The organism is Nocardia vulneris, from assembly GCF_001613425.1.
In the GTDB taxonomy this organism is placed as follows: Bacteria; Actinomycetota; Actinomycetes; order Mycobacteriales; family Mycobacteriaceae; genus Nocardia; species Nocardia vulneris.
Window position 1 is genome coordinate 200,120 of record NZ_BDCI01000042.1, and the last position, 13,052, is coordinate 213,171.

A 13,052-nucleotide genomic window follows, 5' to 3' on the forward strand; every position below is an offset into this window, starting at 1 on the left:
CGGTGACGCCGTCGCGGCCAGGCAGAACGACCGGCTGTGCTCACGCCACCTCCGCTCCGGACGGATGCCACAGGCTCACGTGATAGCCGACGCCGAAAGGCGCCGCGCAGTACCGCGTCTCGACCTCGGGATCGCTGCCGAACAGCCCGGCGAGCACCTGATAGGCGGCCCGGCCGGACAGGACCAGCTCGGCGCACAGCGCGGGATCCAGCGCGCGCAGCGCGGTCAGATCACCGGCCGACAGGGCGCGGTCCAGTTCGTCCTGCACCGGGACGGCCCGCTCATCGAGGTATCCGGGCGCCTTCAACGACAGCGTGGCCGCGCCGTCGGCGACCACGAGCACACCGTGCCGCACCGCTGAATTGTCCGTTTCCGCGCGCAGTTTCGCGCCGAACTCGACACAGCTGTCCATGGGGGTATCCGCGGCGACGAGGCGAACCTCGGCGCGCACCCCCGGCGCGACCTGTCCCCGCAACCACCCGGCGATCAACACCGGCAGGGGAAGCTGAGGATCCGGCTCGGCCGCGGCGGAGCCGGACAACGCGACGCGCACATCGGCGCCGAAACCGCGGAAGGTACCGGCCACCTCGGGACCGAACACCTGGTCGGCCGCGCCCACGCCGACCACGGTCCACCGGTCCGCCGCTGCCGCCAGCTCGTGCGCGACGTCCAGAACCGCAGCGCGCAGCTGCGCGCGCGGGTCACCGTCGTGACCGGGGATCGCGCTCGTCCCGGCACCGCAGAGCTCGGGCACCAGGATCGGTGGCGACGGGATCAGGGCGGCAATCGAGAACACGTCGTAACCGTAACCGTTGCCTCGGCCACCGCCGCGCACCGCGGGTACCGCCCCGGTTCGAGTGTCTCTGCCGCAAAGTGCGCCGAGATTGATACTGTTCGAGAAGCTACAACCCAGGTCATCAGGGGTTGCAATCCCCGAGATTCCTCCGAGTGAAGGCGTGGGTCGATGGTCACAAGAGCTCGGACCGGGTTCAATGGGATGAGCTAGGGCGTAACCAGGCAGCCGTGACGCGCGGCAGGGACGAGGAGCAATGACCGACAGCAACGGAACCGCGAAAGCCAGCCCCGGCAAGATGCCGCGCTCTTCCGGTGCCCCGAAACCCGGCGGTTCGATCCAGCCCCCCAAACCGCACGCGACGCCGGGCCCGGCACAGCAGCACCCGCACCCGGTCGTCGTGCCGACCGTCACCGACCCCAGCGCCTGGGGCCGCGTCGACGACGACGGCACCGCCTGGGTGAAAACCGCCGACGGCGAACGCCAGGTCGGCTCCTGGCAGGCCGGTGACGCGGCCGAGGGGCTCGCCCACTTCGGCCGCCGGTTCGACGACCTGGCCACCGAGGTCGCGCTGCTCGAAGCCCGCCTGGCCGCGGGCGCGGACGCGCGCAAGACCAAGGCCGCGGCGCTCGCCATCGCCGAATCGCTGCCCACCGCCGCGGTGATCGGCGATATCGACGGACTCGCGAAACGGCTCGACGCCATCGCCGAACACTCCGAAGAGGCGGCCGCGCACGCCAAGGAGGAGAAAGACCGAGCCCGCCACGAGCACACCGAGCGCAAGGAAGCGCTCTGCGCCGAAGCCGAGAAGATCGCCGCCGAATCCACCCAGTGGAAAGCCGCCGGCGACCGGTTACGCGAGATCCTCGACGAATGGAAGTCGATCCGCGGCGTGGACCGCAAGGTCGACGACGCGCTCTGGAAGCGGTACTCGAAGGCCCGCGAGGCGTTCAACCGCAGACGCGGCGCGCACTTCGCCGAGCTCGATCGGGAACGCGCCGCGGCCAAGACCCGCAAAGAAGAGCTGTGCGTGCGCGCCGAAGAGCTGTCCGGTTCCACCGACTGGGTCGGCACCGCGGGCATCTTCCGCGACCTGCTCGCCGAATGGAAAGCCGCGGGTCGCGCGCCCCGCGAGGCCGACGAGGCGCTGTGGCGGCGTTTCAAGAGCGCGCAGGACGTGTTCTTCGCCGCGCGCAACGCCGCGGTCACCGAGCGCGACGCGGAATTCGAGCAGAACGCGACCGCCAAGGAAGAGCTGCTCGCCGCCTACGAGCACATCGACCCGGCCAACGGCCTCGAGGCGGCCCGCGCCGGTCTGCGCGAACTCCAGGACAAGTGGGACGCCCTGGGCAAGGTGCCGCGCGAACGCATGCAGGAACTCGAAGGCAAGCTGCGCGCCATCGAGAAGCGGGTCCGCGACGCCGCCGACGCGCAATGGCGGCGCACCGACCCCGAAGCGATGGCGCGCGCCGCCCAATTCCGCGAACGCGTAGCGCAATTCGAGGAGCAGGCCGCCAAAGCCCAAGCCGCGGGCAAGGCGCGCGACGCGGAGAAGGCGCTCGAGCAAGCCAAGCAGTGGCGGGAGTGGGCCGAGGCCGCGGAAGGCGCCGTCACCAACCGCTGAAGTCCGTCAGCACTGCCGACGGCCGTGAGCACATGCGCCGCAACGGACACACCTGTGCACGACTACCGAGCGCGCACCCGGTACCCGGCTGATCGGCGCCGCCAGATCGATGCGCCAGTCCCGGTGCCGGCCGGCAGATCGCCGGGTCGTGGCGACCCCCTCGACGCGGTGGGGTCGTACCGATCGTGGACGCGTTCGTGGCAGTGCGCTGGCTGTGCTCGTTGCATCGCGGGCAACGGTCGACCGCGACGCTGATCGTGACCGGCGGGTTGCCGCACCCCATCTGCTGCGACGCACCACTTCTGACCTCCCGCACCCGCTGTGGCCTGGCAGAACGCGTGCGGGAGAGCAGAACTGGTGCGTTCGGCCAAGGACCACGCGCCGGTCAGGCGGGGGGAGGATTACTCGCCGCTGAGGCGGCGGCGGTCCTGCTCTTCCTGGGCGGCGGTGGCGTTGCGGCGCTGCTCTTCGGCGGCCAGCTGCAGCGCGGTGCGGCTCCAGACGACGCGAATCCAGTGGAAGGTCAACACGATCGCGGCGATGACGCCGAGGATGAGGCCGATGCCGGGGCCCGCGCCGTGGTAGTTGCCGATGCCCGGAGTCTGCCGGTGCCAGATCGAGAAGACGCCGAACACGCTGGTGATGGCGGTGCCCGCGACGGCGATCCAGGCGAGGATCCAGCGGCGGGTCATCAGGGCGAGCGTCGAGAAGCCCACCGCGAAGATCACCGCGAACCACACGAAGATCCGCGACGGCAGGCCGATGTGCTCGGTGCGGGCGATCTCGGTGCCGAGCAGCACGTCGAAGCCGCGCGCACCGCCGGCGTGCGGCAGCACCAGCGAGAACAGCAGGACGAACACCGCGCCCGCGACCACCATGGCGCGCACGCCCGGGTCGATTTCGCCCGCGATGCGGCGTTCCACCGCGTCCAGGTCGTCACGGAACTGCTCGAAATTATTGGTCTCGACCGAGTTCACGGATCCCTCGTTTCGTTCGGCTTCGTGGTGCGCCGCGCCGGATTGCACCGCCGCCGCACCGGGTTCCTCTGTCGCTGCGCTGGGTTGGTCTGCTGCGCTGGGTCGGTCTGCTGCGCTGGGTTGGTCTGTCGCTGTAGTGGGTCCGTTCTTCGCCGCATTGCGGTCGGCCTTCGCCGCGCCGAATTCGGTGGCAGCGGCATCCTGTCCGTGCTCGGCTCCGCCGGACCCGCCGCCCGCGTCCACTGTGCCATCACCGGATCCAGGCGCCACACCCGACCCACTACTGCCGGTAGTAGGTTCCGGCGTTTCGGACTGCCCACCGCCTCGAGCCGAGTCGTCGCCCGCGCTGCCGCCTGCCTCCGTCATGACCGAACTCCATTCCCGTTGTCTCGCACGCACCTCGTCCCAGCCCCCGCGACAACGCACATCACGGACGAGCCGGCTCGGTACAGCACGCCCCGGCACAGACGCCCGCACTCGCCGAAGCCATGGTGCGCCACTTGCTCCGCCCGCGCCAGCACCCCGGCTTCCCGCACCCCTTCTGACGCCGCGCACCCCGAATTGCCGCGCAACACGCCGCGTTTCGGCACAAAAGGCGTGCGGGAAAGCGCCCGACCTTACGTCCCGCAGCCGGTGGCGCAGCCGGCGGTGGCTACGGGCTCGACGGCGGGGGCGCCGATGCGGGGCAGGCCGAGGCCTACGCCGATGGGGGCGGTCTTGGGGGTGATGCCGCGTTCGTGGGCGTCGCCCGCGGGGGTGCGGCGGTGCGACTTGATCGGGGCGTCGGCGATCAGGTGGTGCGGGGCCGCCTCGGTGATGTCGACGGTGATGATGTCGCCGGGCCGGATCGCCTCGGGGGTGCCGCCCGGCCGGAAGTGCACGAGCCTGCCGTCGCGGGCACGACCGCTCATCCGCGCGGTGGCCGCGTTCTTCTTGCCCGCGCCCTCGGCGACCAGCAACTCGACTTCGGTGCCGACGAGCGCGCGGTTCGCGTCCAGCGACACCTCTTCCTGCAGCGCGATGAGCCGCTCATAGCGTTCCTGCACAACGGCTTTGGGCAGCTGGTCGGGCATGTCGGCGGCGGGGGTACCCGGGCGCTTCGAGTACTGGAAGGTGAAGGCGCTGGTGAAACGCGCCTGCCGGACGACGTCCAGGGTCTCTTGGAAGTCCTCCTCGGTCTCGCCGGGGAACCCGACGATGATGTCGGTGGTGATCGCGGCGTGCGGCATCGCGGCCCGCACCTTCTCGATGATGCCGAGGTAGCGCGCCTTGCGATAGGAGCGGCGCATCGCCTTGAGCACCTTGTCCGAGCCGGACTGCAGCGGCATGTGCAACTGCGGGCAGATGTTCGGGGTCTCGGCCATCGCCTCGATCACGTCGTCGGTGAATTCGGCCGGGTGCGGCGAGGTGAAGCGCACGCGCTCCAGGCCGTCGATGCTGCCGCAGGCGCGCAGCAGCTTGGCGAAGGCACCGCGATCACGCGCTTCGTCAGGGTCGGCGAACGAGGCGCCGTAGGCGTTGACGTTCTGCCCCAGCAGCGTCACCTCGAGCACGCCCTGGTCCACCAGGGCCTGCACCTCGGCGAGTACGTCACCCGGACGACGGTCGACCTCTTTGCCGCGCAGCGACGGAACGATGCAGAAGGTGCAGGTGTTGTTGCAGCCCACCGAGATCGACACCCAGCCGGCGTAGGCGGACTCGCGCTTGGCGGGCAGGCTCGACGGGAAAGCCTCGAGCGCCTCGAGGATCTCGACCTGGGCCTCGGCGTTGTGCCGTGCCCGCTCCAGCAGCACCGGCAGCGAACCGATGTTGTGCGTACCGAACACCACGTCCACCCACGGCGCCTTGCGGACCACGGTGCCGCGGTCCTTCTGCGCCAGGCAGCCGCCGACGGCGATCTGCATGCCCGGCTGGTCGGCTTTGATCGACGCCAGGTGCCCGAGGGTGCCGTAGAGCTTGTTGTCGGCGTTCTCGCGCACCGCGCAGGTGTTGAGCACGACCAGGTCGGCCGTCGCGCCCGGCGCGGCCTTCACGTATCCCGCGTCCTCGAGCAACCCGGACAAGCGTTCGGAGTCGTGCACGTTCATCTGGCAGCCGAAGGTGCGGACCTCATAGCTGCGGGCGCCCTCGGCGGGGTCGAGGGTGGGAGTCAACACTGCCTGTCCGATCGAATCCACCCGTCCAGGGTACGGGCAGGGCCAACCCCAATTTTAGGGGCATGCGGACGGCGAACGCGCCACTAGATGACGGCACGTTGGGCGTCGGCCCGCTTCAGTACGGCCCTCGGGTCGGGAACCAAAGTGCCCTCTGATCAGGCACGCTGTCGCGTCGACGACGGCGCGGGTCGGTGCGAAATGCGATCTTTGGGACGAACCAGTCGGCCAGGTTAACGTGACGTGTCATCTCGGCGCGGCAAAAAAGGGTGGTACCGAAACTCTGGCAAATCCCCGATTTGCCCTTAAGGTCTTGGACCATGACCGACGACGCCGCCGCGCCCGATACAACGGGGGACGCTTCTACAGGGGACGCCAGCGCCGCCAACAGCGCGCCGATGATCTCGATGCGCAATGTGCAGAAGCATTTCGGTGAACTGCATGTACTGCGCGATATCAACCTCGAAGTCCCCAAGGGACAGGTCGTCATCGTTCTCGGGCCCTCGGGCTCCGGGAAGTCGACGCTCTGCCGCACCATCAACCGCCTGGAACCCATCGACTCCGGCGATATCGCCATCGACGGCGTCCCGCTGCCCGCCGAGGGCCGCGGACTGGCCGCGCTGCGCGCCGACGTCGGCATGGTGTTCCAGTCCTTCAACCTGTTCGCGCACAAGACGATCGTCGAGAACGTCATGCTCGCGCCGCTCAAGGTTCGCAAGATCAAGAAGGATGACGCGCGCAAGCACGCCATGGAACTGCTCAACCGCGTCGGCATCGCGAACCAGGCCGACAAGTACCCCGCCCAGCTGTCCGGTGGTCAGCAGCAGCGGGTCGCCATCGCCCGGGCGCTGGCGATGAATCCGAAGGTGATGTTGTTCGACGAGCCCACCTCGGCCCTGGACCCGGAAATGGTCCAGGAGGTGCTCGACGTGATGGTGTCGCTCGCCAAGGAAGGGATGACCATGCTGGTCGTCACGCACGAAATGGGCTTCGCCCGGCGTGCGGGCAACCGGGTTCTGTTCATGGCCGACGGTCAGGTCGTCGAGGACGCCGAGCCGGAGGTCTTCTTCACCGCACCCAAGTCCGACCGTGCCAAGGACTTCCTCGGCAAGATCCTGAGCCACTGAGCCATCCGGCGACGAGCTCACCACAGACCAACAACCCACCAGAGAAGTAAGGAAATTCGATGAGGTTCAACCGTGCCCTGCGACTCGGTGTCGGAGCGATCGCTCTGACGCTCACCGCCATGACCGCCACCGCGTGTGGCGGCGGCGAGACCAAGTCGGCCCTGGACAACGCCAAGGGCGGCAAGCTCACCATCGGCATCAAGTTCGACCAGCCGGGCCTGGGCCTGCGGGACAAGGACGGGTCCTACAGCGGATTCGACGTCGAGGTCGCCAAGTACGTGGCGGACAAGCTCGGCGTGAAGCCCGACGGCATCACCTGGAAGGAAGCCCCGTCCGGCCAGCGCGAGACGCTGATCGAGAACGGCCAGGTCGATTACATCGTCGGCACCTACTCGATCACCGACGCCCGTAAGCAGAAGATCGACTTCGCCGGCCCGTACTACGTTGCCGGACAGTCGTTCCTGGTGCGTGCGGACAACAACGACATCTCCAGCCCGGAAAGCCTCAAGGGCAAGAAGGTCTGCTCGGTGAAGGGCTCCACCCCCGCCCAGAACATCGAGAAGAACTTCAAGGACACCCAGCTGCAGACCAACGACACCTACTCGCTGTGCCTCGAGGGCCTGCGCGCCGGTTCGTGGGACGCGGTGACCACCGACGACATCATCCTGGCCGGCTACGCCGCGCAGAGCACCGGCGCGTTCAAGGTCGTCGGCAAGCCGTTCACCACGGAGAACTACGGCATCGGCCTGAAGAAGGGCGACAAGGAGTTCCGCGACAAGGTGAACGACGCGATCGAGGCGATGTTCGCCGACGGCTCCTGGAAGAAGGCGTTCGACGCCACCGTCGGCAAGTCCGGCTACCAGGCGCCGGAGCCGCCGAAGGTCAACCGGTACTGAGCATTTCCTCCTGCACGGGTGGCCCGGTCCTACCGGTCCGGGCCACCCGCCGCATTTCCCTGGCACATCGAGACCCGATCGGAGGGACGCGTACGCCGTGTTCGACCTGATCTCGAGGTATGACGACCAAATCCTCGACGCCTTCTGGGTGACCATCAAACTGACCGTCGCGTCGGCGGTCGGCGCGCTGATCCTGGGCACATTCGTCGCTGCGTTGCGCGTGTCCCCGGTGCCCATCGCTCGCGCGGTCGGCACAGCCTACGTCACCATTTTCCGTAACACCCCACTTACGCTGATCATCGTGTTCATGTCGCTCGGCCTGTACACCACGATGGGCTGGAAGCTCGCCGGCGAAGGACCGAATTCGGTCGCCGAGAACAACTTCCGGTTCGCCGTGCTCGGACTCAGCATCTACACCGGCGCATTCGTGTGTGAATCGCTGCGCTCGGGCATCAACACCGTGGCCATGGGCCAGTCCGAGGCCGGCCGTTCGCTCGGCCTGACCTTCACTCAGAATCTGCGGCTCATCGTGCTGCCGCAGGCTTTCCGGTCGGTCATCGCGCCGCTGGGCAGCGTGCTCATCGCGCTGACCAAGAACACCACGATCGCCTCGGCGATCGGCGTGGTCGAGGCCGCGACCCTGATGGCGAACATCAACGAGAACGAGGCGGCGGTGGTCGCCGTCGGCGCCATCTTCGCGCTCGGCTTCGTCATCCTGACCCTGCCCACCGGCCTGTTCTTCGGCTGGCTGGCCAAACGATACGAGGTGGCTCGATGAGCGCTGCGTCTTCGGTGCTGTTCGACGCACCGGGCCCCCGCGGACGTATCCGGCACTACATCTACTCGGTCGTGGTCGTCGCCGCCGTAGCGGCGTTCCTGTGGGTGCTCTACAGCGGCTTCGCCGACAAGGGACAGTTCACCGCCGAGAAGTGGAAGCCGTTCCTCGAGGCGGACGTCTGGACGACCTACCTGCTGCCGGGTTTGCGGGGCACGATCGTCGCGGCCTTGCTGTCGATCGTGTTCGCGCTGATCATCGGCATGGTCTTCGGCATCCTGCGGATGTCGGATCACCGATGGGTGCGCTGGATCGCCGGCGCGATCGTGGAGGTCTCCCGGGCCATCCCCGTGCTGATCCTGATGATCTTCCTGTTCGCCCTGTTCTCCAAGAACAAGGTGTTCAAGGTCGACGATCTGGCATTGGCGGCCGTGGTGATCGCGCTGACCGTCTACAACGGCTCGGTCATCGCCGAGATCGTCCGGGCCGGCATCAAGTCGTTGCCGCGCGGCCAGACCGAGGCCGCCGTGGCCCTCGGCATGCGCAAGAACCAGCTGATGCGGCTGATCCTGCTGCCGCAGGCGATCACCGCGATGCTGCCCGCGCTGGTCTCGCAAATGGTTGTCGCGCTGAAGGACTCGGCGCTCGGCTACCAGATCACCTACACCGAGATCGTGCGCTCCGGGCAGCAGCTCGGTGCGGCCGAACAGAACACGATCCCCTCGCTGATCATCATCGCGATCGTGATGATCGTGCTGAACAGCGCGTTGACCTTCGTGGCGACGAAGCTGGAGCAGCGGTTGCGGGCTCGGAAGAAGGCCAAGAACGGCGGCGGCGTCGTCGCGGCCGACTCGATTCTCACCGACGCGGCACCCGGAGTGGACCTCGCCGGTAAGAAGTAATTCGACAAGCCGAATGCGCTGGAACGGTAATCCGTTCCAGCGCATTCGCCGTTTCCGGGCCGATGCGCAGCTACGGCGGGTCGTCATTTCGAGTGACGCCGTGCGATCGAGACCGTCGATACGATCAGACGTGTGCACATAGGACCGCGGGTCTCCGGTTTACTGGCGTTCGTCGTGCTGCTGCTGGTCGCCGGCGCGACCGCGTGGGAGCAACAGCCACACGGGCATCGCCCCGAGTCCGCGCCGGCCGCGGAGTTCAGTGCCGCACGGGCGATGCGGATCGTCGAGGAGATCGCGCAGCGGCCGCATCCGGTCGGCACCCCCGAACACGACCGGGTGCGCGACCATCTCGTCGGCGAGTTGCGCTCGCTCGGTGTGGACACCGAGATCCAGGAGGGCGTCGGCCGCTACCCCACCGGCGTCGTGCGCGACGTGCTCGGCATGGGCCGCGTCGCGAACATCATCGCCCGGCTGCCGGGCACGAACTCGACGGGCACGGTTTTCCTTACCGCGCACTATGATTCGGTCGCGTCCGGGCCCGGCGCGAACGACGACGGCGTCGGCGTCGCGGCGATCCTGGAGACCGTACGCGCCCTCCGCGCCGCGGGCACCACGGTGCGCAACGACGTGGTCGTGCTGCTCACCGACGGCGAGGAACCGGGACTGCTCGGCGCGGAAGCCTTCGTCGCCGCGGGCATGGACGGCCGCAAGACCGGCGTGGTCGTCAATCACGAGGCGCGCGGCGCGGGCGGTCCGGTCCTGATGTGGCGGGTCACCCATCCCGACGGCGCGCTGGTGCGGGCCGTCGCCGACGCCGCCCCGCACCCCAACACCGACTCGCTGACCACCACGCTGGCCGGCGCGCAGACGAGCAGCAACACCGACTTCGCCTCCTTCGAACCGGGTGGACTGCGGGTGCTCGACTGGGCCTATGCCGGGCGAAGTGCCTACTACCACAACCGATTCGACGATCCCGCCCAGGTGGATCCGGCGACGATGCAGCAGATGGGCGACAACAGTCTGGCCCTGGTCCGCGAACTCGGCGACGACGACCTCACCGTGGCCGATGACGTGGATCGCTCGTACTTCCAGCTGCCGTTCGGGGTGCTGATCGTCCTGCCGATCTGGATGATGTTCGCCCTCGCGGCGGCCACCGTTGTAGTGGTGGCGCTGGTGGTGCGGCAGTTCCTGCGCGCGGGCGAGACCAGCCTGCGCCGCGTACTCGGTGCCGGTGCGACGGCATTGCTCACCGCGCCGATCGCCACCGGTGCGGTGTACGGGATGTGGGAGCTGCTGAAGGTCATCCGGCCGGAATACCGTCCACTGTTCGTCGACCCGTATCGACCCGAATTCTTTTATGTCGCAATCCTTGCCGTGTCGGCCACGGTGCTGTTCGCCTGGTTCGCGCTCGCCCGGCGACTGTTCGGCGCCGACGCGACGGCGGCGGGATTGCTGAGCTGCCTGGCACTGCTGGGCGGCGTGCTCACCGTCCTCGCCCCCACCACCGGCCATCTGCTGGTGGTGCCCACCTTCGCGGCCGCGGTGGGCGTGGGGATCACCTTCGCGGTGCCCGAGCGGTGGCGGCTGCCCGTGCGCACCGTGTTCCTGATTCCGGCGGCGATCTTCCTCGGCAGCGCGACCTGGCCCGCATTGCAGACCGGCATCACCACCGCGCCGTTCCTGGTGGCGCCGGCGGTCGCGCTCGTCGGCGGTCTACTGCTGCTGACACTCACGAAAACCTGGCCTGCACAGCGCGGTTGGGCTATCCCCGGTGCCGCGCTGCTGCTCGCTGTCGCGCTCGCGGCGACCGGATTGGTGGTCGACCGCTTCGACGAACAGCATCCACTGACCTCGCAACTCGTCTACGCCTTCGACGCCGACCGCAATGAGGCGCAATGGATTTCCCGGGAATCACCCGACCGTTGGACGCGTGAGCTGGTCGGCACGGCGACTCTCAACCCTCGGTTCGCCCAACTCTGGCCGAACACCAGCGCCAGCGGCCCGGCGCCGGTTACGTCATTGTTGCCGCCGGTCGCCGAAATCCTGTCCGATACCACGGCTTCCGATCAACGCACCGTGAAGCTGCGGATCCGGTCACAGCGCGACGCCCCGATCATCGACCTGCGCTACGAAACCGCCCCGCGATCCCTGCGCGTCGCGGGCCGCAACGTGACCGAACCGCCCGCGAAAGGCATTCACTTCAACGCGCCTCCACGCGAAGGGATCGAAATCGAACTCACCGTCCCCGCGGGCCCACTCGCACTCGACGTAGTCGACTACACCTACCTCCCCGACTCCCAACTGACAGTGCTCCCGCCCGTCCCCGACGACATCTACTTCCGGCAGGACAGCTCGGCCGCCGTGTTCACCGCGGTCCGCGGGTTGTGATGCCGGCGGGCCGCGCCAGTCCTCTTGATCCTCACCAGTTCCCTTGGCCCGCAACGGCTCCCGCAGCGCGCACCGGTTCGGCCCTGAGTCAAGCACCCGGAACGGGTCCCGATCACCGGCATCGCGACCATCGTCGCGGGGCGCTGATCGTCGCGGCCTTCGCCGCGGTCGCGATCAGCCTCGGCTCATGGCGATCGGTTAGCCGACTCGCGGCGCAGCGCGTTGCGACAGTTCTTCGCGTTCCGAGGACCCGCACCATCTCCAGGGTCCGCACCTGTTCCCCGTGCCCGCAACAGTTTCAGGAGCAGCACCGATTCTCGGAATTCGCACCAGTTCTCGGGCTTCGCACCCTCTCTGGGGGTACAGAGCGAGTGCGAAGCCATAGAAAGGGTGCGGGTTCGCGGGCGGCTACCAGGGGAGCGCGACGCCGTCGCGGAAGAAGCCGCCGGTGGGGCCGTCCGGTCCGAGGGTTGCTGCCCAGACGACGCCTTTCGCACTTTTCTTGGGGCTGCGGGCGTTGTCTTCGTCGCCGGTCTCGGGGTGGGTGGCCGTCTCGCCGGGGCACACGGCGTTGACCAGTACACCGGTACCGGCGAAAGCGGTGGCCAGTTTGGCGGTCAGCGCATTGAGCGCGCTCTTCGACAGTGAGTAGCCCGGCAACAGGCCGCCGATCCCGGGATCGGACAGGCCGTCCGCGAACGACCCCGCCGCGCTCGACACGTTGACGATGCAACCTCGGCCGGACTTACGTGCTCGCCTGGACCGCGAGCCGTCGTGAGTTGCCACCCTCGCCTGAACCATTTGAGCGACAAGGTGTTTCGGCCGAGACCGGCTTCCGATGGATCGCACGGTTGTCAACCCGTGCAGGCCAGGACTTCTTCGATCGAGGTCACCGATTCGAGCTCTTCGTCGCTCAACCGGTTGATCTTCGCCTTCAATGCTTGCGCTTCCGGCGTGGTCGGCAGACCACCGGACCACACCCACGGCAGGCACAATTCGTAGCCGCAGCGCGCACGAGCACTGTAGCGATGCCGATTGCGCGCCACCACCGACGCCACCCGCACCGCATGCTCGTTCCGCGGCGGAACCCCGGGCCGATCGATCTCCCGCGCCGAATACCGGAACCCGTCCATCAATTCGCAACGCGCACAACCACTCGGCCCCGACCCCAGAATCTCCCCGCATTCCGCGCAGTCGAGCAGGTCCAGCGCCGCATCCACCACCCGCCACTCGAACGCCCCCGGATCGTCGGCCACCAGCCGAGCCAACTCGACCTCCTCCGCACTCCCCGCCCGCACCCCTTGCTCCCCCAACAACTCCCTCCATCCCCGATCAATACTCTCCTCCACCTCCCGCAACGCCACTGCCGACGCACCCCCGCGCGGCAACACCCCATAACGCCTCATCCCCCGACCGT

The 13,052-nt window shown here is 68.2% G+C and carries 11 protein-coding genes; 6 read left to right on the plus strand and 5 right to left on the minus strand.

What is annotated here, in order from left to right; all coding sequences use genetic code 11:
- Positions 1–40: 40 nt before the first annotated feature.
- Complete coding sequence (locus NVU01S_RS36640) at positions 41–796, minus strand: class III extradiol ring-cleavage dioxygenase family protein (protein WP_043680737.1); 756 nt, start codon at positions 794–796, stop codon at positions 41–43.
- A gap of 253 nt (positions 797–1,049) precedes the next feature.
- On the opposite strand from NVU01S_RS36640, the gene NVU01S_RS36645 reads away from it, so the two are divergent.
- The gene (locus NVU01S_RS36645) at positions 1,050–2,417 is read left to right on the plus strand and encodes a DUF349 domain-containing protein (protein WP_043680680.1); all 1,368 of its coding nucleotides are present in this window, start codon (positions 1,050–1,052) and stop codon (positions 2,415–2,417) included.
- A 401-nt stretch (positions 2,418–2,818) separates the two neighbouring features.
- On the opposite strand, the gene NVU01S_RS36650 is transcribed toward NVU01S_RS36645, so the two are convergent.
- Positions 2,819–3,394: an Rv2732c family membrane protein gene (locus NVU01S_RS36650; RefSeq protein WP_043680741.1), complete on the minus strand. Its 576-nt coding sequence runs from the start codon at positions 3,392–3,394 to the stop codon at positions 2,819–2,821.
- Between the two features lie 617 nt (positions 3,395–4,011).
- A complete protein-coding gene (gene miaB, locus NVU01S_RS36655) occupies positions 4,012–5,571 on the minus strand; it encodes a tRNA (N6-isopentenyl adenosine(37)-C2)-methylthiotransferase MiaB (RefSeq protein ID WP_052281309.1) in 1,560 nt (519 codons plus the stop codon).
- A 374-nt stretch (positions 5,572–5,945) separates the two neighbouring features.
- Between miaB and NVU01S_RS36660 the strand changes: the two genes are divergently transcribed.
- The 5 genes from NVU01S_RS36660 (at position 5,946) to NVU01S_RS36680 (ending at position 11,635) form a co-directional block, all read left to right on the plus strand.
- A complete protein-coding gene (locus NVU01S_RS36660; RefSeq protein WP_014986798.1) occupies positions 5,946–6,674 on the plus strand; it encodes an amino acid ABC transporter ATP-binding protein in 729 nt (242 codons plus the stop codon).
- A gap of 59 nt (positions 6,675–6,733) precedes the next feature.
- Complete coding sequence (locus NVU01S_RS36665; protein WP_029900663.1) at positions 6,734–7,570, plus strand: glutamate ABC transporter substrate-binding protein; 837 nt, start codon at positions 6,734–6,736, stop codon at positions 7,568–7,570.
- 97 nt (positions 7,571–7,667) lie between these two features.
- The gene (locus NVU01S_RS36670; protein WP_014986800.1) at positions 7,668–8,348 is read left to right on the plus strand and encodes an amino acid ABC transporter permease; all 681 of its coding nucleotides are present in this window, start codon (positions 7,668–7,670) and stop codon (positions 8,346–8,348) included.
- Positions 8,345–9,247 (plus strand): amino acid ABC transporter permease, encoded by a 903-nt coding sequence (locus tag NVU01S_RS36675; protein ID WP_043680685.1) that lies wholly within the window; start codon positions 8,345–8,347, stop codon positions 9,245–9,247. Before NVU01S_RS36670 ends, NVU01S_RS36675 begins: the two co-directional genes overlap by 4 nt.
- Before the next feature lie 132 nt (positions 9,248–9,379).
- Positions 9,380–11,635: a M20/M25/M40 family metallo-hydrolase gene (locus NVU01S_RS36680; RefSeq protein WP_052281310.1), complete on the plus strand. Its 2,256-nt coding sequence runs from the start codon at positions 9,380–9,382 to the stop codon at positions 11,633–11,635.
- A gap of 408 nt (positions 11,636–12,043) precedes the next feature.
- Here the strand turns inward: NVU01S_RS36680 and NVU01S_RS36685 are convergent, their stop codons facing one another.
- Positions 12,044–12,436, minus strand: a complete 393-nt coding sequence (locus NVU01S_RS36685; RefSeq protein ID WP_082032406.1) for an SDR family NAD(P)-dependent oxidoreductase — start codon at positions 12,434–12,436, stop codon at positions 12,044–12,046.
- Between the two features lie 53 nt (positions 12,437–12,489).
- Positions 12,490–12,948: a hypothetical protein gene (locus NVU01S_RS36690; protein WP_244467510.1), complete on the minus strand. Its 459-nt coding sequence runs from the start codon at positions 12,946–12,948 to the stop codon at positions 12,490–12,492.
- Between the last annotated feature and the right edge of the window lie 104 nt (positions 12,949–13,052).